At 70.8% G+C, this 24,511-nt stretch carries 17 protein-coding genes; 4 read left to right on the plus strand and 13 right to left on the minus strand.

Features of this window, described 5'->3' with window-relative positions; genetic code table 11:
- Positions 1-38 precede the first annotated feature (38 nt).
- From K6U06_RS20260 to K6U06_RS20275, 4 genes are read right to left on the minus strand one after another with little or no spacing between them, the layout of a single operon-like run.
- A complete protein-coding gene (locus tag K6U06_RS20260; RefSeq protein ID WP_262323792.1) occupies positions 39-1,112 on the minus strand; it encodes an ABC transporter permease subunit in 1,074 nt (357 codons plus the stop codon).
- Positions 1,109-1,942: an ATP-binding cassette domain-containing protein gene (locus tag K6U06_RS20265; protein WP_262323793.1), complete on the minus strand. Its 834-nt coding sequence runs from the start codon at positions 1,940-1,942 to the stop codon at positions 1,109-1,111. Before K6U06_RS20265 ends, K6U06_RS20260 begins: the two co-directional genes overlap by 4 nt.
- Positions 1,935-3,035 carry a class I mannose-6-phosphate isomerase gene (locus K6U06_RS20270; RefSeq protein WP_262323794.1) on the minus strand — a complete coding sequence of 367 codons (1,101 nt, stop codon included), beginning with the start codon at positions 3,033-3,035 and terminating at the stop codon, positions 1,935-1,937. Before K6U06_RS20270 ends, K6U06_RS20265 begins: the two co-directional genes overlap by 8 nt.
- Positions 3,032-4,078 (minus strand): LacI family DNA-binding transcriptional regulator, encoded by a 1,047-nt coding sequence (locus K6U06_RS20275; protein WP_262323795.1) that lies wholly within the window; start codon positions 4,076-4,078, stop codon positions 3,032-3,034. Before K6U06_RS20275 ends, K6U06_RS20270 begins: the two co-directional genes overlap by 4 nt.
- A 389-nt stretch (positions 4,079-4,467) precedes the next feature.
- On the opposite strand from K6U06_RS20275, the gene K6U06_RS20280 reads away from it, so the two are divergent.
- Entirely contained in the window at positions 4,468-7,617 is a 3,150-nt protein-coding gene (locus tag K6U06_RS20280) for a GH92 family glycosyl hydrolase (protein ID WP_262323796.1), read from the plus strand.
- 168 nt (positions 7,618-7,785) lie between these two features.
- Here the strand turns inward: K6U06_RS20280 and K6U06_RS20285 are convergent, their stop codons facing one another.
- The 8 genes from K6U06_RS20285 to K6U06_RS20320 form a co-directional block, all read right to left on the minus strand.
- Complete coding sequence (locus K6U06_RS20285; protein WP_262323797.1) at positions 7,786-9,456, minus strand: sensor domain-containing diguanylate cyclase; 1,671 nt, start codon at positions 9,454-9,456, stop codon at positions 7,786-7,788.
- Between the two features lie 208 nt (positions 9,457-9,664).
- Complete coding sequence (locus K6U06_RS20290; RefSeq protein ID WP_262323798.1) at positions 9,665-11,143, minus strand: GH1 family beta-glucosidase; 1,479 nt, start codon at positions 11,141-11,143, stop codon at positions 9,665-9,667.
- A 51-nt stretch (positions 11,144-11,194) separates the two neighbouring features.
- The gene (locus K6U06_RS20295) at positions 11,195-12,895 is read right to left on the minus strand and encodes an ABC transporter substrate-binding protein (protein WP_262323799.1); all 1,701 of its coding nucleotides are present in this window, start codon (positions 12,893-12,895) and stop codon (positions 11,195-11,197) included.
- Between the two features lie 191 nt (positions 12,896-13,086).
- Positions 13,087-14,127, minus strand: a complete 1,041-nt coding sequence (locus K6U06_RS20300; protein WP_262323800.1) for an ABC transporter ATP-binding protein — start codon at positions 14,125-14,127, stop codon at positions 13,087-13,089.
- Positions 14,124-15,233, minus strand: a complete 1,110-nt coding sequence (locus K6U06_RS20305) for an ABC transporter ATP-binding protein (RefSeq protein ID WP_262323801.1) — start codon at positions 15,231-15,233, stop codon at positions 14,124-14,126. Before K6U06_RS20305 ends, K6U06_RS20300 begins: the two co-directional genes overlap by 4 nt.
- Positions 15,230-16,312, minus strand: coding sequence for an ABC transporter permease (locus tag K6U06_RS20310; protein WP_262323802.1), 1,083 nt, complete (start codon positions 16,310-16,312; stop codon positions 15,230-15,232). The genes K6U06_RS20305 and K6U06_RS20310 overlap by 4 nt, the downstream gene beginning before the upstream one ends.
- Before the next feature lie 6 nt (positions 16,313-16,318).
- Positions 16,319-17,299: an ABC transporter permease gene (locus tag K6U06_RS20315; RefSeq protein ID WP_262323803.1), complete on the minus strand. Its 981-nt coding sequence runs from the start codon at positions 17,297-17,299 to the stop codon at positions 16,319-16,321.
- 1 nt (position 17,300) lies between these two features.
- A complete protein-coding gene (locus K6U06_RS20320) occupies positions 17,301-18,401 on the minus strand; it encodes a LacI family DNA-binding transcriptional regulator (RefSeq protein WP_262323804.1) in 1,101 nt (366 codons plus the stop codon).
- A gap of 145 nt (positions 18,402-18,546) precedes the next feature.
- On the opposite strand from K6U06_RS20320, the gene K6U06_RS20325 reads away from it, so the two are divergent.
- The 3 genes from K6U06_RS20325 to K6U06_RS20335 all read left to right on the plus strand — a co-directional run bounded on the left by K6U06_RS20325 (position 18,547) and on the right by K6U06_RS20335 (position 23,394).
- Complete coding sequence (locus tag K6U06_RS20325; protein ID WP_262323805.1) at positions 18,547-19,182, plus strand: TetR/AcrR family transcriptional regulator; 636 nt, start codon at positions 18,547-18,549, stop codon at positions 19,180-19,182.
- Between the two features lie 65 nt (positions 19,183-19,247).
- Entirely contained in the window at positions 19,248-21,353 is a 2,106-nt protein-coding gene (locus tag K6U06_RS20330) for an FAD-dependent oxidoreductase (RefSeq protein ID WP_262323806.1), read from the plus strand.
- A 100-nt stretch (positions 21,354-21,453) separates the two neighbouring features.
- Entirely contained in the window at positions 21,454-23,394 is a 1,941-nt protein-coding gene (locus tag K6U06_RS20335) for a putative bifunctional diguanylate cyclase/phosphodiesterase (RefSeq protein WP_262323807.1), read from the plus strand.
- Between the two features lie 40 nt (positions 23,395-23,434).
- Here the strand turns inward: K6U06_RS20335 and K6U06_RS20340 are convergent, their stop codons facing one another.
- Entirely contained in the window at positions 23,435-24,460 is a 1,026-nt protein-coding gene (locus K6U06_RS20340) for an alkaline phosphatase family protein (protein ID WP_262323808.1), read from the minus strand.
- Positions 24,461-24,511: the final 51 nt, after the last annotated feature.

Raw genomic sequence — 24,511 nt, forward strand, 5'->3', positions numbered from 1 at the left:
TGTGAGGCGGTGGTTGTGTGAGGCGCCTGAGCGCCGAGTCAGCGCCGGGAGTTGTTCTTCCGGCGCAGCTGGTCGGCGTAGACGGCCAGCACCAGGACCACGCCGACGGCCACTCCCTGCCAGAACGTCTGGACCCCGACGATGACCAGGCCGGCGTCGAGGACGACCGGGATCAAGACGCCGACGACGGTGCCGAACATGGAGCCCACACCGCCGAAGAGACTGGTGCCGCCGAGGATGACCGCGGTGATGACCGTCAGGTTGTCGTTGTTGTGCGACGCCAAGGTGGTGGTCGTGAAGTGGGCCAGGCTCAAGTCGCCGGCCAGCCCGGAGAGCAACCCGACCACCGCGTAGACCTTCAGCAGGTGGCGGTCGACGTTGATCCCGGTACGCCGGGCCCCTTCCGCGTTGGACCCGATGGCGAAGGTGTAGCGACCGAAGCGGGTGCTTTGCAGCACCCCAGCGCCGATGACCGCGACCACCAGGGCGATGATGACCAGCCACGGAAACGGGCCGAGCGAGCCGTTGCCGATGGTGTTGCCCAGCTTGGCCGGCACGTCGCTGGCGTCCACGCCGTTGGTCAGGACCTGCGAAAGTCCGAGCGCGGCGCCGAACCCGCCGAGGGTGACGATGAAAGGCGGGACCTTGGCCTTGGCGATGACCGCGCCCTGGGCCACGCCCCACGCGGCTCCTGCGGCCATCCCGGCCAGCAGGCCGACGAGGATCACGCCCCACCCGGCGGACACCGCGGTGGCGCCGGACGCCAGCGCCTCCATGACCTTCACCGCGACCACGCCGGAGAAGACCAGCACCGACCCGACCGACAAGTCGATGCCGGCGGTGACGATCACGAAGGTCATCCCGACCGCCATGACCAAGTCCACCGACGCGTTGATGAAGATGCTCTTGATGTCGAACGACGACAGGAACTGGTGCGGCTTTATGACGCTGAACACCGCCACGATGACCACCAGGACCAGGAAGATCCACGCCGGGCTGCTCGACGAGAACACCCGGCCTCGCAGCCTGGCCAGGCCCGGTCGGGACCCGCCGCCGCCGGTTGCGCCGGGGTCGGGGGCGGTGGCCGAAGGGGTGGAGGGGGTGGTGATCACGCGGCGTCCTCCTGTACGTGAGCCCCGGTCATGGCCGCCACCAGGTCGTCGACGCCGACCTCGTCGGCCCGGAAGCGGGCGACGCGCCGGCCGAGGCGGAGCACCTCGATGCGGTCGGCGATCTCGAGGACCTGGGGCATGTTGTGGCTGATCAGCACGACGGTGATGCCCCGGTCCCGGACCCTGCGGATGACGTCGATGACCTTGCCGGTCTGCACGACGCCGAGCGCGGCGGTCGGCTCGTCCATAAACACCACCTTCGATGCCCACGCCACCGCCCGGGCCACCGCGACGCTCTGGCGCTGGCCGCCGGAGAGCGACCCGACGGGGACGCCGGCGTCTTGCAGATCGACGCCGAGTTCCAAGAACGCCTGGCGGGCCCGGGCCCGCATGGCCGCCTTGTCGAGCACCCCGAGACGGCCGAGCAGGCCGGGGCGCAGCATCTCCCGGCCGAGGAACACGTTGGCCGACCCGTCGAGGTCGGTGGCCAGCGCCAGGTCCTGGTAGACGGTCTCGATCCCGAGGGCCTGGGCCGCCGGCGGGTTGGGCAGCGTCACCGGCCGGCCCTCGACCTCGATGGTCCCCGAGTCAGGCGTCTCCGCCCCCGACAGGCACTTGACCAGCGTGCTCTTGCCGGCGCCGTTGTCGCCGATGAGGGCCACCACCTCCCCGGGGTAGGCGGTGAACGACGCGCCGCGCAGGGCCTCCACGTGCCCGTAGGTCACGTGGATGTCACGGCCCTCCAGGATCGGAGCCAGCGTCGAGGCGGCCGTCGGCTGCGACGCGGGTGGTCGGGGTTCGGGCTGGGCGGGTGCGGTGTGCTCAGGCATGAGCCTCCCTTGCGAGTGGGTGCGCGTCGGTGCGGGGTGGGCGAGGAGCGTCGGAGGGCCGCGGCGGCCGGCAGACGATGAGCTGGACCGGGCCGGTGACCCGCATCGGGCCGGCCGCCCACGGGACGAGCAGCGCGGTGCCGACCGCCAGCGGCAAGGAGCCGTCCCGTCCCCACTGCAAGGCGCCGGCGCCGCTGGTAGCGACGAGCACCGCGAACCCGGCGTCGAGCGCCGCTCCGTGCCGGCCGTCGACCCGCTCCGCCCGGAAGTACGGGTCGGCCTCGGGGGGCAGGAGCCGGGTGACCGGCCCCGCTGGCTGGTCGCGGGTGCTGCGCAGCCGGTCCAGCTCGGCTGGGGTCAGCGCGCCCCGCTCGACGCAACGCAGGACCGTGCCGGCGTCGAGGCCGAGCTGGCCTCCGGCCCCGTCGGGCAGGTCGAAGCCGGCCCACTCCAGGTTGAGGGAGAAGTCGGTGGGCTCCTGCAGCTCGACGCAGAACACTTCCGGGCCGATGGCGTGGGGGGTCGCGGCCGGGACGAGCACCGAGTCGCCGGGCCGGACCCGGATCTCGTGCAGCGACGCCAGCAGGCGGTCGTGGGCTTGGGTCTCCACCAGGCGGGCCACCTCGACGGCGTCCATGTCCCGCCGCCATCCGAGCCACACCGACCCGGCACCGCCGGCCGCCCCGGCCGCCCCGGTCCCGGTGGCCAGCACCACCCACGCCTCGGTCTTGCCGTGTAACGACCCGAGGTGGCGGTAGGCGTACTCCCGGGTGGGATGCACGTGTACCGGGAGGCGCTCCCCGGCGTCGAGGAGCTTGACGAGCAGGGCCGGGTCGTCGCCGAAGCGGGCCGCGTGCTCCGGTCCCAGCCAGCCGGCGGGATCGTCGCGCAGCGCGTCGACGAGCAGCCGACCGTCGGGCAGGGTGCTTCGCCCCTCAGAGGTGCCCCAACGCAGCGTGGTCGACGCCAGCCACTCCTCGGGGCGGTACGGGTCGAGCGCGGCGCCGCCGCGAAACCCGATTGCCGCGGTGCCCGCCCGGTAGAACTGGCGGGGCCGGTTGGGCGGCAGCACGACCGGGGCGGGGGTGCTCACCGCAGCCCTCTGGACGCTGGGGGGACCTCCCCGCTGCCGCGAGGGATCAGCCGGGTGCCGAGCAGCACGGTCTGCGCCGGGCGGCGGTCGCCGCCCAGGCGCCGGAAGAGCAGCTCGGCGGCGGTGCGACCCATGGCGTCGATGTCTTGAGCCACGACGGTAACCGCCGGGCGCAGCATGTCGGCCAGCTCGAAGTCGTCGAAGCCGACCACCGCCACCGACCGCTCCTGCTCGGCCAGCGCCCGCATGACCCCGAGGGTGATGCGGTTGTTGCCGGCGAACACCGCGGTCGGCGGGTCGGGGAGCGCCATGAGCGACCGGAACGCGGCGGCGCCCGCGGCGACGTCATGGGGTCCCTGGCGGACCAGGTCCGAGTCGATGCCGGCACCCGCCGCCATCATCGCCTCGGCGTAGCCGCGGTGGCGCTCGGCGGCGGTGAAGATCTCCGGGTTGTCGCCGATGAACGCGATCCGGCGGTGGCCTCCGGCCAGCAGATGCTCGGTGGCGGTGGTCGCCCCTTGGGCGTTGGCGGCCAGGACCGAGTCGACCCGGCCCTCGAGCGCCGGGCGGTCGACGAACACCGCGGCGAGGCCCCCGGCCAGCTCGGCGGTCAAAAACGAGTGGTCCGTGCCGGTCGGCACGACGATGAGCCCGTCCACCCGCCGCTCGCAGAGCGCGCTGAGGACCTCCCGCTCTGTCGTCGCGTCCTCGTCGGAGCTGGCCACGGTCAGCAGGTACCCGTGCGACCGGGCCACGCCCTCAACCGCTTTGGCCAGCTGCGAGTAGAACGGGTTGGCCAGGTCCTCGGTGATCAAGCCGACGACCCTGGTGGAGCGGTCCAGCCGGCGCAGGTTGGCGGCCGCCTCGTCGCGGCGGAACCCGAGGCGGGCGATGGCCTCTTGCACCCGCGCCTCGGTGGCGGGGGCGACGTCGCGCTCGTGGTTGACCACCCGCGACACCGTCTTGACGCTGACACCGGCCGCGGCGGCGACGTCGCGGATGGTCGGCCGGCTGCGTGCCGACGGATGCTCGGATGTCACCACCGGACCCCCCTCCCGTTCGTGTCACCGGCGCTGCGTCGCCGGATGGCGGGCACTGTCGCCGAGATGGTCTCCCCGACCACCTGGCCGACATCCTGACAACGTTATCGGGAACGTGTCAAGGATCATTTTGCCCGGCTATGCCACCGCTAGACCGGAATTGCCCGGTGACCATTGACACTCGTCGACCGCCGATGTTACGGTCGCCCCGGCGAAGCGCTGACAACGTTATCAGGGGATTTCGGGAGGGATCCGTCACGCTCCGCTGCCGTGCCCTGACCTGGCCGCCGCCACCGGCCCTCCGCCGGCGGGCGGTCTGATCGGGCGCGCCCAGGGACCGCTCCGACGGGGGTCGGTCCCTCATCGACGGACCGACCGACAAGGAGCCCTGCATGCGTCGTTGGATGAGACGGACCGCCGCCGTGACCGCGGTGGCTTTGGGGGGCGGAGTCACGCCCCTCGCGACCGGGACCGGGTGGGCGGCAGGCGCCGCACCGGCCCACGTCAGCGACCCGGCGTCGCTGGTCAACCCGTTCATCGGGACCACCAACGGAGGCGACACCTTCCCCGGGGCGGACGCCCCGTTCGGGATGGTGCAGTGGAGCCCCGACACCCCGAGCCGCCCCGCCGGCGGCGGGTACTCATACGACGACTCCTCGATCCTCGGCTACAGCCTCACCCACCTGTCCGGCCCGGGATGCTCGGCCGAGGGCGACGTGCCGATCCTGCCCACCGCCGGAGCGGTGGGCGCCACCCCGGCCAGCCAGACCGAGCCGTTCAGCCACAGCAGCGAGGTGGCGACACCGGGCTACTACCAGCTGACCGCCGGAGGGGTGGAGACGCAGCTGACCACCACCACCCGCTCAGGGCTGGCCCGGTTCACCTTCCCATCCGGCGCGACGACCGGGAACCTGCTGTTCAAGCTGTCCGGCAGCGCCACCCCCGTCACCGGCTCCCACTTCCAGGTGGTCAACAACAAAGAGGTCGACGGCTGGATCACCAGCGGCCAGTTCTGCGGGGCCAGCAACTCCTACACGATGTACTTCGACGTCAGGTTCAGCCGGCCGCTCAGCTCCTACGGCAGCTGGAGCACCGGAGGCACCGGTGACTACGTCAGCTTCGACACCTCCACCAACAGCCACCTGGAAGCGCAGGTCGGCGTCTCCTACGTGAGCACCGCCAACGCCGCACTGAACCGCCAGACCGAGCAGACCGGATGGAACCTGGCGGCCGCCCGAGCCGGCGCTCACCGGCAGTGGAACCAGACGCTCGGGGCGATCCAGATCGGCGGGGGCAGCCCCGCACAGCAGGCGGTCTTCTACACCGCCTTGTACCACTCGCTGCTGCACCCCAACACCTTCAGCGACGTCAACGGCCAGTACATCGGCTTCGACGGGCAGGTCCACACCGTGGGGGCCGGCCAAAGCGCCCAGTACGCCAACTTCTCGGGCTGGGACATCTACCGAAGCGACATCCAGCTCGAGGCGATGCTCGACCCTCGCCAGACCAGCGACATCGTCACGTCGATGCTCAACGACTACGCCCAAAGCGGGCAGTTCCCGAAGTGGGCGGAGAACAACGGGGAGTCCTACGTCATGGTCGGTGATCCCGCCGACGGCATCATCGCCGACGCCTACGCCTTCGGGGCCACCAACTTCGACACCGCCACCGCGTTGAAGGACATGGAGACCGAGGCCAGCGTCCCGGGCAACATCCGCCCCGGGCTCAGCTACTACGAGAACAACGGCTACCTGCCGGCGGACGGCACCTACGGTTGCTGCAACTTCTACGGGCCGGTGTCGACCCAGCAGGAGTACAACATCGCCGACAACGCCATCGCCGAACTGGCCCGAGCCACCGGCCACGGCGCGCTCGCCAACGCCTACGCGGCGCGGGCCAACAACTGGCAGAACGTGTTCAACCCCGGCACCGGTTTCGTGCAGCCGAAGGACGCGGCCGGGCAGTTCGCGCCGGGGTTCACCCCGACTGGGTCCACCGGATTCGTCGAGGCCGACGCCTACGTGTACACCGCGTTCGAGCCGTGGGACCTGCGCGGGCTCATCGCCGCCGCCGGCGGCAGAGCCAAATGGGTCAGCTACCTGGACCAGATGACCGCCAGCGTCACCGACATGGGGCCGACCCACGTACAGATGTCCAACGAGCCGTCGTTCAACATCCCCTACGAGTACGACTACGCCGGCACGCCGTACAAGGCACAGCAGGTCATCCGCCAGACCGCGGACGCCCTCTACACCGACGCCCCGGGCGGCCTCGCCGGCAACGACGACCTGGGGGCGATGAGCTCGTGGTACGTGTTCTCGGCGATCGGCGGCTACCCGGAGGTGCCGGGCTCGGGTGACCTGGCGGTGAGCAGCCCCGAGTTCTCCTCCGTCGCGATCCACCTCGGTAACGGCAAGACCATCACCGAGTCGGCTCCCGCCGCCGCGGACAACGCTCCCTACGTCACCAACCTGACGGTCAACGGCTCTTCGTGGGAGAAGGCGTACCTGCCGGCGTCGCTGCTCACCAGGGGCGGAACCGTCGACTGGAGCCTGTCGTCGACGCCCGACACCGCCTGGGCGGCGGCCGCCGGCGACGCCCCTCCCTCGGACACCGCCGGGTTGCTCCCCGCCCTCGGCTACCTGGCCGGCGGCGGCGACACCATCGTCGCTCCGGGCACCACCACCACCCTCGACCTCGGCGTGCAGGGCATGGGGGCCGGGGCGCAAAGTGTCACCTGGTCGGCGACCACCCCGAGCGGGTCCGGGCTGAGCGCCGGGCCCTCGAGCGGCACCATCGTCGTGCGAGGCGAGGGGAGGGCCACCGAACCGGTGGCGCTCGACGTGCCCGCCTCCACGCCCGACGGCCGGTACCTGGTCACCTTCTCGCTTCACAACGCCACCGGCACCCCCCTGCCGAACGTCGTGGCCGAGATCGACGTAGCCCGCCCCGGTGACCTGGCGCCGTACTACAACAACAAGGGCATCTCCTCCGACACCGCGCCGGGCGCCGCCGACTTCGACGGTGACGGGTTCAGCTACTCCGAGCAGGCCCTCGCCGCCGCCGGGCTCAGCGCCGGCAAGCCGGTGACCTCCGGCGGCGTCCAGTACAACTGGCCGTCGGCGGCGCCCGGCACACCCGACAACGTGGTCGCGGCCGGCCAGACCATCCAGGTCCCGGCCGTCGCCGGCGCCACCACCCTCGGCCTGATCGGCTCCGCGACCAACGGGCCCTCCACCGGGCCGCTGACGGTCACCTACACCGACGGGAGCAGCCAGACGGTCACCCTCGGCTTCTCCGACTGGACCCTAGGCGGCGGAGGCTCGACGCCGTCGTTCGGGAACGGGACCGCGGCCGACACCCCCTACCGAAACTCGGTCGGCGGCACCCCGCAGACCATCAGCACCTACCTCTTCACCGCCAACTTCCCAGTGGCGACAGGCAAGACCATCGCCTCGGTCACGTTGCCCAACGGCGCCGACCAGGGCGAGCTGCACGTGTTCGCCCTCGGGACCGACAAGGGGGCGTTGACCACCAGCTGAACCACCGGATGAACCGTGGGCTGAGCCATGCGCCGAGCAGGCGCTCGCTTGCCTGGGGAGTGGCACACGAGACGTCGGGCGGGCCCGGGATCACCGGGACCGCCCGGCGTCTCGACGCGTCAGGCCGGCGAGTCGGCCAGCCGACGGTGGCCTCCAAGACCGCGACTTTCAACCGGTGAGGAGACCCTCGAGCCCGACCGGGCTCCGATCGACGTCCCGGTCGTGGTGGTGAGCGACGCCCGCGGTGACGATCCGGTCGCGGCCGGCCGCTTTGGCTTGGAGCAGAGCTTCGTCGGCCAGGTGGACCGTCTGCTCGAAGCTGGCCGCTTGATCAGAGGACGCGATCCCGAAGCTCACCGTGAACTCCGGCACCTTCCCCGACGACAGGCGTTTGGCCAGCTGCTCCCGGACCCGTTCTAGGACCGGGACCGCCTGGTCGGCGGCGCAGTCGGGCAGGACGATGACGAACTCCTCGCCCCCATAGCGGCACGCCACGTCGGTGGGTCGCAGGCTGTCGCGCAGCACGTGGGAGAACGCGCGCAGCGCCCGGTCCCCGGCGCTGTGACCGAACACGTCGTTGAGCTGCTTGAAGTGGTCCAGATCCCCGTAGGCGATCGCGTACGGGATGCCGCTGTCTTCTAGTTCACCGATGCTGGATTCGAGGCTCCGGCGGGTGAGCAGGCCGGTCAGCGAGTCGGTGTTGGCCTGGGTCTGTGACACCTCGAAGGCGCGCAGCATGGCGAAGCGTTCCGACGCCCTGCGGGCGACGACCTCGACGTCGCGCCGGACCTCCTCCGACGGCGGCGAGCCATCAGCGGAGGTGACGTGGATGACACCCGCGGAATTGCCGGCGATGCTCACCGGGACGCAGAGGGCGGAGCATCCCCGTCCGCGCAGGTTGGGGCAGGCGCCGAGGGCGGAGCTGTCCGGGAACACCTTCGTCTGCCCGCTGCTCGCAGCCGGGCACTCGTGCGGAGAGATCACGCCGCATCCGGCGTTGCTGCGCTCCGGTGCGGCATCCAGCACCCGCCGGAAGTGCGCTCGGCTCGAATCCGCGAGGAGCATCTCCGCCTCGGCGTGCGGCGCGGCTTCGCTCAGCGCCTGAGCCACGATGTCGAGAGCCGGGGCTTCGGATCTGGCCATCTCCAGGGCCTGCTGCAGACGCCCTTCGAACTCGTTGCGCTGCGTGACCACCGCTTGCTCGGCGCCGCGTCTGGCGTCGTCGCGCTCGACACGGATCGCTTTGCGAGCGACGAGCGCGGTCACCGCCAGCCCGAACGGGAACCCGATCGCCAGGCACCACAGCAGATCGTTGCGGGCGTCGCGGGCCAGGGCGCGGGCCCGGTCGGCCGAGCGGACCAGGCGAGCGGTGACCGCGGACTGGAGAGTGATGAGCGCCCCGTCGAGGTTGTGCGCGGCCTGGCGCTCCGCGACGACGCTGGCCGGGTTGACCCGGGTGCCGGTGGCACCGGCCACGTATGTGACCAGCCCGGTCTCCGAAGCGACGAAGGCCTGCTCGAGTGTGTCGAGGCGAGGGGCAAGCCCGGCGTTGTCCGGCAGGGCCAGCACGTGCTGCAGGGTCTGGTAGCTCTGGGCGAGGGAGGTCGAATAGGTGATGCCGGCCGCCAGGCTGGCGGGGGTGGTGGCCGCACCGCCCGACGCCTGGTCGACCACGGCTTGGAACTGCGCCAGCCCGTCTTGCATCTGGCGTACCGGGGTCAGCAAGGACACGTCCCGGTTGGCGACGGCAGAGATCTCGGCCTCGGCTCGGTTCGAGTTGAACGCGCCCAGCAGGCCACTGCCGACCGCCACCGCCATCAACACAGCCGCCAACGCCACGATCGCCCGGTGCGGTACATAGCGAAGTCGTCGTAACGGCGTACCACGGTCGGGGCCACGAGATAAAAGAGGCACATTTTCGTATCGGCATTCTGTCCGTCCACCTTGAATGCCGGCCGGAAATATCACCCCGACCGGGGCGATTAATACCTATCGAGCTAATTAATGTGGGTCGGAGCGATTACGGCCCAACCCGGAAGGTTGGTGCCTATCGGGGTGGTTCGTCCCCACCGGCCCCTTCGCCTGGGCCCGCCCCGAGCAGCGGCGGCACGGCGTTGGTGGTCACGACCTGGCGGTACCAAAAGAAGCTGTCTTTCGGCAGGCGGGTGCCGGTCGGGTAGTCGATCCAGGTCAACCCGAACCGCTTGTGGTATCCGTGCGCCCACTCGAAGTTGTCCATCAAGCTCCACACGAAATAGCCGCGCAGGTCGACGCCGGCGGCGATGCTCTCGCGCAACGCGCTCAGGTGGCCGTCGAGGTAGGCGATGCGGTCACGGTCGTGGACCGCACCGTCGGGTCCCACGTAGTCGGAGAACGCCGCCCCGTTCTCCGTGATGTACATCGGCACCGGTCCGTATTCGCGGTGGAGCCCGACCAGCAGCTCGACCAGGCCGGCCGGGTCGATCTCCCAGTCCATGGCCGTGCGGTCCGCCTCGGGGTGGAACACGCCCACCACCCCGAGGTCCTCGGCGACGTGGTTGTAGGCCACGGGGATCCCGAACCCGGCTCCGCTCGCCTCCCGACGACGGGCCGCGGCGGCGACCACCTGCGGGAAGTAGAAGTTGACGCCGAGGAAGTCGATCGGCCGGCTGATCACCTCCAAGTCGCCGTCGGCGACCACCGAGAAGCCGGGGCTGTGGCTGGCGTAGTGCTCCAACATGTCCTCGGGGTAGCGGCCGCGAAACACCGGCTCGGTGAACAGCCGGTTCTGGTTGCCGTCGACCAGCCGCGCGGCTCGCACGTCGTCGGGATGATCGGTGGCGGCGCGGATCGGCGCCACGTTGAGGCTCACCCCGACCTGGGCGCCGGGGACCGATGTCCGCAGGACGTCGACACCCAGACCGTGGGCCAGCAGCAGGTGGTGGTTGGCTGCGACCGCCGCTCCGATGTCGCGCCGTCCAGGTGCGTGACTACCCGAGCCGTAGCCCTGCCACGCCGAGCACCACGGCTCGTTCAGGGTGATCCACAGCCCGACCGACTCGCCGAGCGCGTCGGCCACCACGGCCGCGTAGTCAGCGAAGCGCTCGGCGGTGTCGCGCACCGTCCAGCCTCCCGCGTCCTCGAGGGGCTGGGGGAGATCCCAGTGGTAAAGGGTGAGGGCGGGGAGGATGTCGCGCTGGTGCAGGCCGTCTACCAGACGCTTGTAGAAGTCCAGACCGGCCGGGTTCGCCGGCCCCTTGCCCGTCGGCTGCACCCGCGGCCACGCCACCGAGAACCGGTAGGACCCGGCGCCGAGCTCGGAGAGCAGCTCGAGATCGGTGTCCAACCGGTTGTAGTGGTCGCAGGCGACGTCGCCGGTGTCGCCGTTGTGGGTCGCCCCGGGGCGGTGGCTGAAGGTGTCCCAGATGGACGGCCCTCGGCCGTCGGCGCCCACGGCGCCCTCGATCTGGTAGGACGCCGTCGACGTCCCCCACAAGAAGCCGTGGGGGAACGAGGACGCGGCCGGAGACGATGCGGAGCTGGTCACAGCAGAAGAACCCTTCCTGAACGAGAGATGGAGAGGCGGCCGCGCCGGGCGCTAGCTGGCCGGCTTGAGCTGGAGGGCGACGTACTCGTTGGAGGGCGCCGACGGCTGCGCCGGGTCGTAAGGGTTGCTGGCGGACGGGAACCCGGTGACCTTTGACGCGTTGTACTCGCCCCATGCTGCGCCGTACATGATCGGGATGATCGGCAGCTGGGCAGCCACGATCCCGCCGAGGGTGGCGATGGCGGTGGACGCCTCCGCCGGAGAGCCGGCCCCCGCGTAGGCGTGGAGAGCGGCGGTGGCGGTCGGGTCGTTGAACCGCTCGAAGTTGCCGGTCGCGCCCCCGATCAGCGCAGGGTCGAGCCAGTTGTCGAACTGGCCATAGGGGGTGTCGGCGGTCTGACCCCAGTGCAACGTCATCTGGAACTTGCCGCTCGAGAGGTCCGAGTTCCACGCGTTCACCGACACGCCGTTGACGTTGGTCTTGATCCCGAAGGCGGTGAGCTGCTGGGCGATGGCCTGGTCCGAGGCCATGTAGTCGGAGTACGACGCCGGGTCCTCCAGGTTGATGGTCACCGGCTGACCGCTCGACGACGTCCACACCCCGCCCTTCAGGGTGAACCCGGCCGACTGGAGCACCGACTTGGCCTGCGCCTGGTCGAACGGCAGCGTGTTGGCGCTCGACGTCACGTACTGCTTGTCGTTGGGGAGGATGAGGCCGGTGTTGGTCGTGGCCGGCGCCTCGTCGCCTTGCTCACCTTCCTGGGATACCTGCGTCCGGTCGATGGCCAGGCTGATCGCCTTGCGGACCGCCAGGTTGTTGGTCGGCCAGGTGGTGAGGTTCGGCCACAGCGCCACGGTGTTGTTGGGCGGCGAGTAGAAGACGTGGTCGGGGGTGTTGGCGAATATCTGCTGGATGTGCGAGATGAAGTTGCCGCCCCATGTCAACGATCCGCTCTGCAACGCGGACGCCGCGCTGGTGTTGGATTCGTAGTCAGGGAAGACCAGGGTGCCGATGGACGGCTTGCCCGGCTGCCAGTAGTTCGGGTTCTTGGTCAGCGTGATGGCCTGGGAGGTGAGGGACTTGAGGACGTAGGGCCCGGTCCCGACCGGGGTCGAGTTGGTGTAGGTGGCGATGTTGGGCACCGATGACCACTTGGCCTTCGGCACGATCAGGGTCTGACCGGCGATGGCGTAGAACTGGGTGTAGGCGGGCTGATCGAACGTCATCACGACCTGCGTCGGTGACGGCGCAGCGATCGACGTGAAGCTGATCCCGTTCAGGTTCAAAGCCGCGGTGGCCTTGACGGTGTTGAACGTGAACAGCACGTCGTCGCTGGTGAAGGGGGTGCCGTCGCTCCACTTGACCCCGCTTCGCAGGTTGAACGTCAGGGTCCTGCCGCCGTTGGACCACGCGTAGCTCGACGCCAGCCACGGGTAGGTGACGTTGGGTTTGAGGATGTTGAACTGCAGGAGCGGCTCGTAGATCATCGAGGTCGCCCCGAGGCCGTATGCGTCCTGGGCGCTGCCGAGGAACGGGTTGAAGCCCGGGGTGATCGGCCCGGCCAGGGTGTTGGACTCGACGGTGACGGTCAGGTTGGCGCCGGCGGCCGAGTTGCCGGCGCTGCTGGACCCGGTGCTGGCGCTGGCCGGGGTGCTGTTGGCCGAAGGGCTCTTCGTGCTCGAGCCGCAGGCTGCGGCCACCAGGCCGAGCGAGCAAGCGACGGCGACGGTTGCGACGGTTGTCTGTTTCATTGCGTATCCTCCATGGAGTCGGCCGGCTTCCCGGTCTGCGATTGGGTGACCTGTTCGGGTGTCCTCGTGGCTTGTACGCCGGTCGCATCCGTCGGTGAGTCGAGCCGGGCCTGGCTCGATCCGCCTTCGGCGGCGGCGCCGTCCTCCGATGCGGGGGACGGCACCGCCGCGGATGCGGTCGGGATCCTTGGCTACGAGGCCTGCGGTGGCGGTCGGGCCCCAGGAAGGGCGCTGCCCGCCCGTGTCCCGCTCTCCGCGTGGAGCCAGCACGCGGCGTGCTGTCCGCCGCCGACGTCGACGCTCGGCGGTGCATCGGTGGAGCAGACCGCCATGGCGTGGGGGCAGCGCAGATGGAAGCGGCATCCCGTGGGCGGGTCGATGAGGCTCGGGGGGGCCCCTCCCCTGGTGGTGAGCACCGCCGGACCGGTCCGCTCCGGGTCGGCCGCGGCGCTCAGCAGCAGCTGCGTGTACGGGTGCGCGGGCCGGTCAACGACGTCGAGCGCCGGGCCCGACTCGACGACCTGACCGGCGTACATCACCATGATCGACGTCGCCAGGTAGCGGGCGGACGCCAGGTCGTGGGTGACATACAGCACCGCCAGGCGCTCCTCCTGGCAGATCTCCTCCAGCAGGTTGAGGACCCCGAGACGGATGGACACGTCGAGCATCGACACCGGTTCGTCGGCGAGCAGCACTCGCGGCTGCACAGCCAGGCACCGGGCTATGGCCACCCGCTGCAACTGCCCGCCGGACAGCTCGTGGGGGAGCTTGCCGGCGTACTGCGACGGAGGGGTGAGCTTCACCCGCTCCAAGAGCGCAGCCACCGCCTTGTCGGTGGCGGAGCGCTCCGCCATCCGGTGGATGCGCAGCGGCCTGGCCAGGTGGTAGCCGACGGTGTGCACCGGGTTGAGCGACGAGAACGGGTCTTGCAGGATCAGCTGCACCGTGCTCCGGTAGCCGCGCGACCCGCGGCGGGTGGAGAGCGGGACCTCGGCGCCGTCCAGCCAAAGCTGTCCGGCGGTCGGGGCGACGAGGCGAGCGAGGATCCGGGCCAGCGTCGACTTGCCCGACCCGCTCTCGCCGACCACTGCGGTCACCTGGCCCGGCCACAACTCCAACGACACGTCGTCCACGGCGTGCACGACCTTCTTGCCGCCCGCCCCCCGGATCGGGTAGTGCTGGGTGAGGCCGGTGGCCCGCAGCGCTGGTGTCGTGACTTCGGTCGCGGTCATCGCCGTGGCCCTCCCTTCACTCCGGCCAGTTCGTCGGTCACGCCCGCCTCCTGCTGGTGCCAGCACGCCGCCAGGCGGCCCGGGCCCGTCTCCGGGCCCAGCCGGGGAACCGGCACCAGCGCCGGCTGCTGCGAGCGGCACTGCTCGTCGCTGAAGGGGCAGCGGGGATGGAACGCACAGCCGGGCGGCGGGTTGCGCAGGTCGGGCGGTGAGCCGGGGATCCCCGAAAGACGCCGCCGGGCGCCGTGCATCGACGGGAACGAGCTGACCAACCCGACGGTGTAGGGGTGACGGGGCGAGTCGTAGATCTCCTTCGCTGCGCCCTGCTCGACGATCCTCCCGCCGTACATCACCGCGATCGAGTCGGCCAGCTCGATGAGCAGCGACAGGTCGTGGGTGATGAACAGCACGGAGAAATCGAGCCGGTCGCGCAAGGAGGTGATCTCGTCGAGGATCTCCCGCTGGGTCACCACGTCGAGCGCGGTGGTGGGCTCGTCCATGATCACTACCTGGGGGTCGAGCGCGAGGGCCATGGCGATCATCACCCGTTGACGCATGCCTCCCGACAGCTCGTGGGGATAGCTGCGGAGCCGGTCGCGGTTGATGCCGACCAGGGCGAGCAGGTCCGCGGCCCGCTCGGCTCGCTCCGAGCGGGTGGCCCCGCGGTGGTGAGCCGCCAGCACGTCGGTCAGCTGCGCCTCGATCGAGATCACCGGGTTGAGCGCGTGAAGCGCGGACTGGAAGACGATGGCGATCTCCGACCATCGCAACCGGCGCAGCTGGTCCGGCTCGGCGTCGAGCAGCGACACCGATCCCACTCCCCCCTCCTCCGGCGGTCGGCCGTCGTGGAAGGTCACCTGGCCTCCGGAGATCAGCCCCGGCGCCCGCAGGAGCCTGGTCATCGCGTAGGCCAACGTCGACTTGCCGCTCCCGCTCTCGCCGGCCAGGCCGAGGACCTCGCCCCGGCGCAGCACCAGGTCCACGTCGTGCACGGCCCGCACGGCGCCTTCGTGGCCTGCGTAGTCGACGCTCAGGCCCCGGGCCTCCAAGACGACGGGCCGCTCGGTGGCCGGCGTCGGCCAGCCCTCGACGCCGAGCGCGCTCATCGGGTGCTCCCGTTGGAGTGGACCGGGGTGGCGGCGGGGTCGTCGTCAGCGCGGCGCTGCACCGCCGTGAACGTCGCGCCCATCCGGGCATGGGTCGGAGCCGCGGGCAGGGCCCGGTGAACCGGGGTGAACCCGAGCCGGGCCAGCTTGGCGTCTGACTTGCGGCTCAGGCCGGCGGTGCGCAGACGGGGGTTGATCAGCTCGTCGAGACCGAAGTTGGCGAGGGCCAGGCCGGTACCCACCAGCGCCACGCACAGGCCCGGCGGAACGAACCACCACCAGGCCCCGACGTTGAGGGCGCTGTCGCTTTGCGCCCAGTACAGCATCGTGCCCCACGTCCAAGCGCCCGACACGTTGACCAGTCCGAGGAAGTCCAGCGCCACCTGGGTCAAGATGGCGAACAGGACGGTGAACAAGAAGCTCGACGCCACGATGGCCAGCTCGTTGGGCAGGATCTCGAAGCACACGATCCGCCATGTCCGCTCGCCGGCGATGCGGGCCGCCTCGATGTAGTCCCTCCGTCGGATGGAGAGGGTCTGGGCCCGCAGCAGCTTGGCGCCCCATGCCCAACCGGTCACGCTGATCACCACCGCTATGGCGGCGGGACCGGCGTGGGGAAGATACGAGGTGAGCACGATCACCAGCGGCAGGGCCGGGATGACGAGGAACAGGTTGGCGAAGAGGGACAGCCCCTCATCGCCCCAACCTCCGAGGTAGCCGGCGGTCACCCCGACGATGACCGACAGCGCCGTGGCGATGGCCCCGGCCAGGAACCCGATCAGCAAGGTGACCCGGGCCCCGACCAGCAGCTCGGAGAAGATGTCCTGATCGGTCTGGGTGGTGCCGAGCAGGTGATGCCACGACGGGCCGGCCAGCGTCGGGCCGGTGCTCGTCGAGGGGTTGTACGGAGCCAGCGCCGGGCCGATGATGGCCAGCAGCAGGAAGAACCCGAGCAGCCCGAACCCCGCGTAGGTCTTGGGGGACAGCCGGGTGGACCGCCGCCGGCGCCGGGAGCCAGGGGAAAGTGGAACTCCCGGCGGCGCGGCGGCAGTCGAACGTTCGCCTACAGGCGCAGTCACGTTGGTTCACGCCTCCTGGCGAGTGCGAGGGTCGAGGGCGACATAGAGCAGGTCTGCAACGAAGTTGGCCAGCAGAACCACGACGGTGATGACGAGGAACACGCCCTGCATCAGCGGGTAGTCGTTCTCCTGCACGGCCTGCAGCAGCGACAGCCCGATTCCGGGATACGAGAAGACGATCTCGGTGAGAAGCGACCCGGCCACGACGAAGCCCAGCTGCAGGGCGAAACCGGCCAGGTTCGGGAGGATGGCGTTCCTCGCTGCGTAGGTGAAGGCCACCCGCCGGGTCGAGAGCCCCTTGGCCTGGGCGACCATCACGTAGTCCTCGCCGAGGGTGGTGACCATCATGTTGCGCATGCCCACCATCCACCCGGCCACCGACGCCAGCACGATGGTCACCGCCGGCATCGCCCCGTGCGACAAGGCGCTGCGGGCGAAACCCCAGCTGAAGCCGACGTGGAGGTCGGAGCTGTAACCGCCGGAGATCGGCAGCCAGTGGAGGGTGACCCCGAAGACGCTGACGAAGATCAGCCCCAGCCAGAAGTACGGGACGGCGGAAAGGAAGGTGGTGACGGGCAGGAGCGCCTCCAGGCGCGATCCCCGGCGCCAGGCGATGAGGATCCCGAGCAAGGTGCCCAACGCGAAGCTGATGATGCTGGCCACTCCGACCAGGGCAATCGTCCACGGCAACGCGTGGCCGATGATCGTCGTGACCCTCGTCGGGTACTGGCTGGTGGAGATCCCGAGGTCACCGTGGGCCATCTGGGACCAGAAGTGGCCGTACTGGCTGAGCATGCTGGCTTTGGTGTTGATGCCGAACTGGGCCGCCAGCGCTTTGACCACCCCCGGAGAAACCGTGCCGTGCAGCTTGTCCAACGCGGCTTGGACCGGGCTACCGGGCATCAGGCGGGGCAGGAAGAAGTTGATCGTCAACGCGGCCCAGGCCGTGATCACGTAGAAGCCCAGCCGGCGCAGGAGATAGCGCACCTCAGACCCCCAGATCCCAGGTCTCGGACAGAAGACCGTGATGCTCCGCGCGGCACCCGCAGCTGCCCCGGATCTGGAGCTGGGTGGGCAGCACGATGTCCCGGCTGGCCGGCGGCCGGCCTTCGACCAACCCGACCAGCACCTCCACGGCCGTCGCGCCCAGCTGACGGCTGGGCTGGCGCACCGAGGTCAACGCGGGTGAAAGGTGGCGGACCACGGGGATGTCGTCGAATCCCACCACCGCGACCTCCTCGGGGACCTTGACCCCCGCTCCGGCCAGCACGTGCATCACGCCGATGGCCATCTGGTCGTTGGCGCACGCGATCCCTTCGGGCAGCTCGCCGCCCGACTCCAGCCACTGGCGGGTAGCGCGGGCCGCGCCGCCCGATGTCCAGTCGGCGGCCCACGCCTCGAGCGGCTGCACCGTCCCGCCCAGCTCGGTCACTGAGGCGACGAAGGACTGGGCCCGGGTGGTGCTGTCGGGGCTGGCCGCCAGGCCAGACACGAACGCCAGGCGCCGGAAACCGTGGCCGCTTACGAGGTGGGCGGCCACGTCGGCCATGGCCGCCGCGTTGTCCACCCGCACCGTCACCGCCGAGCGGGTCCGGCCGCTACCGGCCAGCAGCACCATCGGGATCCGCTTGGCCAGGGGAGCGACGCGCCGCTCGGGCAGGACCCGGTCGAGCAAGATCAGCCCGTCGACCTTGCCGGTCAGGCCGTTGATGGTGCGCTCCGGGTCGCCGGAGCTTCCCCCGGCGCTGTTGAGCAGCAGCGAGTAGCCCAGCTGCGACGCGCCGGCCTCGGCGCCACGCACGATCGAGTCGCTGAAGAGCAGGGTCTCCTCCTCGACGCTTAGGAGGTCATCGGTGGCGGGCACGCCGTCGAAGACGATCCCCACCACCTTTTTGAGTCCCTGTGACAGCCCCCGGGCGGCGCCGTTTGGCACGAACTTGAGCTCGCCGACCGCGTCCATCACCCGCTGGCGGGTGGCGGCCCGCAGGTTGGTGTGCCCGTTGAGGACCCGGGATACGGTGGCGATGGAAACCCCCGCCCGATCCGCAACGTCGTAGATGGTGGGCGCGCCGGCCCCCGATGGCTCCACAATCCCCCCGGATGTTCAGCGCCTTGATGTAAGCGCTTCCATGAGAGAGTAACGTCAGGTCCAGGACAGGTCAAGGGCGCCGGGGGGATTTCCGCCGGGCTGCCCCGCGAAGCGCCCTGGAATGGCTCCGGGCATACTTGCGGGGATGCCCGAGCCGCGCTCGACGGTCCCGACTGCGGTGACGACCGCCACCGGCGACCACCAGGTACACCGCCGGCCTGGGGGTCGCTCCGAGCGGGTGCGGGCGGCGGTCGCCGATGCCGTGCTCGAGTTGTTCCGGGAGCGGCAGTTCTCCTTCGGGGTGACCGAGGTCGCCGACCGGGCCGGGGTCCACCGGGCGACGGTCTACCGCCGCTGGCCCACCCGCGGCGACCTGATCGCCGAGGCGCTCAGCTCGTTCTTCCGCGGGATCTCGATCCCCGACACGGGGAGCTGGCCCCGCGACGTCCACGCGCTGGCGTCAGCACTGGCGCGGTTCTTCAACGACCCGGTGGAGATCGGCGTGATCACCTCCCTCATCACCGACGCCGACCCGCTGGCCGCCGAGGTCATACGACGGCACTGGGACCCGATCGTGGAGTGCATGAAAGACGTGGTCGAGCGGGCCAAAACCCGAGGGGAGATCGCCGCCCACATCGAGTCGGGGCGGATCATCGAGATGCTGATCGGGCCGTTCGTCGTCCACACCGTCGTGGTCCGCCGCAGCATCAGCCGGCGGCACGTCACCGAGATCGCGGAGCTGGTGGTCCGAGCGGCGCTCCACCCCCCCGAGCCGTCTTAGAGCGACAACTGTTGATTTAAGACGGAGGCGCCCGTACAATCGGTCCCCGACATGGGGGTGTCGCCGTGAACCCGTCCCGCTTCAGCCATCTCCTGGCCCCTGGCCGCCTGGGACCGTTGCAGCTCCGCAACCGGGTGGTGCTGCCGGCTATGGATCAAAACGCCTGCAGCGACGAGGGGCTGATCACCGATGAGGTCGTCGCCCACTACGAGGAGCGCGCCCGCGGCGGGGTGGGCCTGCTGATCCTCGAGACCTCCGCGGTGGCCTATCCGGTGGGCGCCACGTCGCGCCACCAGCCGTCCCTGTCGAGCGACGACTGCATCCCCGGCCTGCGCCGACTGGGCGAGGCCGTCCACGCCCACGGGGCGAAGATGATCGTCCAGATGTGCCATCACGGCAAGGTGGCCCGCGTCGACACCATGGAGGGCCGCGAACAGCTGGTGGCGTCCGTGCCGCTGCCCGAATTCCAAGCGGAGCTGGAGAACGTCCTACCCGACGAGCTGGCGGGCCTCCTCGCCGCCAACGGCAGCCAGATCCCGACGGCTCGAGCCGCGACCAGCGAGGACCTCGACTGGGTGGTGGGCGCCTTCGCGGCCGCCGCCCGCCGGGTGCAGGCCGCGGGCCTCGACGGGGTGGAGGTGCACGGAGGGCACGGCTACTTGATCGCGTCGTTCCTGTCGCCGTACTCGAACCGCCGGGGCGACGAGTACGGCGGGTCGAGCGACAACCGGGCCCGGCTCCTGACCCGGGTCGTGCGCGCCGTGCGGGAGGCGTGCGGACCGGAATTCGCGGTGGTCGTGCGTCTCGACGGCCAAGAACACGGCGGCGGGATCACACCGGAGCTGGCCGCGGCCCACGGCGCGCTGGCCGCCGGCGCCGGCGCCGACGCCGTCCATGTCAGCTCCTACAGCCAGAACCCCCTGACGTATGCCTTCACCGAGGGCCCGCTGCCGTGGCGACCCGGCCAGTACATCGAGCTGGCTCGCCAGGTGAAGGCAGCCGTCGAGGTGCCGGTCATCGCCGTCGGGCGCATCTCGCCGGCCTTGGCCGAGGAGCTGCTCTCGGGCGGTGACGTCTGTGACTTCGTGGCCATGGGACGCCAGCTGCTGGCCGACCCGGAGATCCCCAACCGGCTGGCGGCCGGACGGCCGGAGCTGATCCGGACCTGCATCAACTGCTTCGTGTGCGTGGCCGAGAACTTCTGGGACGGACGGCCGGTGTGCGCCGTCAACGCCCGTCTCGGCCACTACGACCGTCCGGTGCCGGCGGCGACCGGCGGGCGGCGGGTCGTGGTGGTCGGCGGCGGGCCGGCCGGCCTGGAAGCGGCCCGGGTCGCGGCCGGGCGGGGCCACGAGGTGCTGGTCATGGAGAGCCGCCGGCTGGGGGGCACCGCGCTCTTGTCGTCGCTCACGACGCCGGCCAACGGCGAGCTGGTCCGCTACCTCGTCGCCGCGACCCGGGACGCAGGCGTGGAGGTGCGCCTCGGCCGGCCGGCGGACGCCGATGACGTCGCGGCCGAGCACCCCGACGTCGTGGTCGTGGCCACCGGCGCCCGCCGAGTACGCCCAGCCGTCCCCGGAGGCGACCTTCCCCATGTCCTCTCCGGCGACGACCTGCGCGACCTGCTCATCGGCAGCGGGACGCCGCCAGGCGTGGGTCGCGGGATGGGCTGGCTGCTCGGCGCGGCCCGCGCCGCCCGGCTGCTCGAGGACCCCGCCCGCCTCCGCCGCCTGTCGCGGCTTTGGATGCCCATCGGGCGGCGGGTCGCGGTGGTCGGCGGCGGCCTGGTCGGCGTCGAGCTGGCCGAATTTCTCGCCGAACGGAGGCGTACGGTGACCGTCCTCGAAGACAGCGCCTACCTGGGCGCGGAGATGGCCCTCCCCCGACGGATGCGGGCCCTCCACGAGCTGGCGGGTGCCGGGGTGCGCACCGAGCGCAACGCCGCCGTCACCCGGATCGACCGCACCACCGTCACCTTCGAGAGCGGCGGTGACGAGCAGTCCGTCCCCGCCGACACCGTCATCTACGCGGCGGGGGTCCGTCCCGACCCGACCCTGGCCGACGCGCTCCGCGCGGCCGGTCTGGAGACCGTCGCGGCCGGCGACTGCGCGACGGTCGGCTACATCCAAGGAGCGATCCGCAGCGGCGCCGACGCGGCGGCCCGCATCTGAACCGACCCGACCGGGCGATACCACTCAAGTTCATTGGCAGGTTGCCGATAGGGACCCCGTGAGAGGCTGGAGGCGGCGGATCGGACAGCGGATGTCGCTGGTGACCCGCTTCGCGCTCTTGTGCCTGGTCCTGTTCGCGGCGTTGGGGGCCGGGATCGGCTACCAGCTTCACAACCTGGTGCAGCGGCGGGAGACCACCGCAGTCGCCAACGACATGATCGTCGCGGTCCGTTTCGGCGCGGCCGGCTTCAACTCATTGGACTCCAGCACCAAGTCGAGGGCCGCCACCGCGCTGGAGGCCGGTCAGGCGGTCGGCGCCGAGGCGGTCTACAAAGACACGGTCCTCTACGACAGCACGGGGCACGACCGCGGCGCGCCGGTCCCCGTCACCGGCCCGTACCGCGCCGCGCTGGCCGGCAACGCCGGCTACGCGGACCTGCGGACACCGTCGTGCGCTTGCACCCCGGCCGCCCGGTTCCTCCTCGCCCGCTACCACCGCCTGGTCGCGGTGTACGTACCGATCAGCATCGGCCGCGTGCCGATGCTGGCCATGGTGTACATGCCGTACGCGGCGATCAGTTCCGCGGTCGCCAAGGACACCCAGACCATCGCCTTCACTCTGGCCATTGGCCTGACCATCGCCTACCTCACGCTGTTCCGTCTCGTGTCGCGGTCCTCACGGCGGCTGCACCGGCAGATGGACCTCAACCACCAGCTAGCTCTCACCGACGCGCTCACCGGGCTCCCCAACAGGGTCAACCTGGAGGACCGGGCGGCCCGCGCCATCGCCGACGCGAGAGGCGGCGGGAGCCGAGTGGGGTTGCTGCTGCTCGATCTCGACCGGTTCAAGGACGTCAACGACACCCTCGGACATCACGTCGGCGACCTGTTGCTTCGCGCCATCGGCAGCCGCCTGCAAGACGCGCTGGGCGACGCCGGGACGGTGGCCCGCCTGGGCGGCGACGAGTTCGCGGCCTTGCTCACCGACCTGGCATCCCCGGCCGACGCGGAGCGAGCCGCCCGGGCTCTCCTCGCGGCGCTGGACGCGCCCTTCGAGGTGGACGACGCCACCCTCGACGTGTCGGGCAGCATCGGGGTGGCGGTTACACCCGACCACGGCACCACCTTCGTCGAGCTGATGCAGCGCGCCGACATCGCGATGTACGTGGCCAAAGACACCCAGGACCGGGTCACCGTCTTCGCACCGGACCTCGACACCCACAGCCGGAGCCGCCTGACGCTGCTCGGTGACCTGCGCCGGGCCATCGACGACCCCGAGCAGCTCACCTTGCACTACCAACCGAAGGCCGACACCCGCAGCGGGGCCATCGTCGGTGTCGAGGCGCTGGCCCGATGGAACCACCCCACCGAGGGCAACATCCCGCCCGACGAGTTCATCGACATCGCGGAGCGGACCGGGCTCATCAAGCCGCTCACCGACCGGGTGCTCGACATGGCACTCCACCAGGTCGCCACCTGGGGAGCCGCCGGACTCGACATCCACGTCGCGGTCAACGTTTCGCCGCGCTGCCTGCTCGACCACGACTTCCCGGCCCAGGTGGCCCGAGCCCTCGCCGCGCACGCTGTCCCCGTCGACCACCTAGAGCTCGAGATCACCGAGAACGCCGTCATGTCCGAGCCAGGACGGGCGCTGGAGATCCTCGACCAGCTGGCCCGCTCCGGCATCACGCTGTCCATCGACGACTTCGGCACCGGCTACTCGTCGATGGCCTACATCCGCCAGATGCCGGTACACCAGATCAAGATCGACCGGGTGTTCATAGCCGGCCTGGCCGACCAGGGGCCCGACGCGGCGATCGTGCGCTCCAGCATCGACCTGGCCCGGAACCTGGGTCTCACCGTCGTCGCCGAGGGCGTGGAAACCCAGGCCACCTGGGAGCACCTGGCTGCCCTCGGTTGCGACACCATCCAGGGCTACCTGCTGTCCAGGCCGCTCCCCCCCGACGTCCTCGCGGCGTGGCTCAGACAGCGAGATCAGCACCCGCCGCAACGGCCGACCTCGGCTCTCGCCACGACGTAGCCGAGCGCGGGAGGGACCCGATAGCCCGTCGCTGCAGGCGTCAGCCTGCGGGGCGAAGACCGAAGGCCGAGGACATGGACGCTACGGTGGCGGCCGCCCCGAGAAGGGGGTGCAGCCCGAGAAGCTCCTCGGTGGTGCGCAGCAGGGAGTAGTGGTTGAAGGCGGTCGCGGCCCGGGTGCCGGGTGTCACCGAAGGGGCGATCACGTAGCACGGGACGGCGGTGCCCCCCGACTCGTTTTCGTCCCAGGTTATGAACACCGCGGTGTGGCCGGCCCGGTAGGTGGCGCTGTCGAGGATCAGGGGCAGCTCGGCGGAGAGCCAGGCGTCACCGGTCCGGGTGGAGCAGTCGTGCATGTCGTGACACAAGTTGGGGGTCAGCTCGGTGAACGCCGCCACCGGGTCGGGGGTGGCCGGGAGGGCCACGTCGTGGGCGGTGCAGCCGGGCCCGAGGTCGGTGTAGTAGGCGGCGGGGTTGTGGCGCACCGCGTACTCGCCGCTGCTGGTCCGGTCGCAGGGGGAAGGCATGGCTTCCTGCCAGGAAGCCCAGCGGTCGCCGAGCAGGGAGAAGATGCTCGGCCCGGGCACTGGGTGCGAGCCGGGGCCGCTGTCGTCGGTGATGCCGTGGGTCGAGCCGGACGTGAGGGCGATGTAGTTGGGCAAGCTCGGGTGAGCGACGCCGTCGTAGTTGGTGGCCAACCCGCACGCCCGGGCGACGCTGGCCAGATACGGAGCTGAGGAGGAGCCGACGACGTCGTCGGCGGCCCGGTTTTCCATCAGGATCCACACGACGTGGTCGATCCCGCCGGCGTCCGGCAGACCGCAGGGTTGGGTGGCGCTCGGCGCGCCGGGCGAGGTCGCCACGGTGGTCGAGGGCGTGGCGCTGGTGGTGGGGGCGGCGGTCCCCCCCGGAGCCGGGGTGACCGGCGTCGTCGCCGGCGGGGGGATCGTCGGATGGGTCGCCACTGTCTGCCCGCCGCCGCAGGCCGCGGCGACGGCAGCGACGGCTACGACGGCGGCGGCGAGCCGCAGCCGGGCGGCACAAGACGGGGTTGGACGGGCGGCCACCCGCCCGAGCGTAGGGACTGGCCCGTGGGCGTGGCGGTCAGGCCCCAAGGC

The organism is Acidiferrimicrobium sp. IK, from assembly GCF_025499425.1.
Lineage (GTDB): Bacteria > Actinomycetota > Acidimicrobiia > Acidimicrobiales > Palsa-688 > Acidiferrimicrobium.

Bases quoted from the DNA above. Each gene is read 5' to 3' on its own strand.
- K6U06_RS20280 (WP_262323796.1), top strand. From the start codon at position 4,468: ATGCGTCGTTGGATGAGACGGACCGCCGCCGTGACCGCGGTGGCTTTG.
- K6U06_RS20325 (WP_262323805.1), top strand. From the start codon at position 18,547: ATGCCCGAGCCGCGCTCGACGGTCCCGACTGCGGTGACGACCGCCACC.
- K6U06_RS20300 (WP_262323800.1), bottom strand. From the start codon at position 14,127: ATGACCGCGACCGAAGTCACGACACCAGCGCTGCGGGCCACCGGCCTC.
- K6U06_RS20305 (WP_262323801.1), bottom strand. From the start codon at position 15,233: ATGAGCGCGCTCGGCGTCGAGGGCTGGCCGACGCCGGCCACCGAGCGG.
- K6U06_RS20265 (WP_262323793.1), bottom strand. From the start codon at position 1,942: ATGCCTGAGCACACCGCACCCGCCCAGCCCGAACCCCGACCACCCGCG.
- K6U06_RS20295 (WP_262323799.1), bottom strand. From the start codon at position 12,895: ATGAAACAGACAACCGTCGCAACCGTCGCCGTCGCTTGCTCGCTCGGC.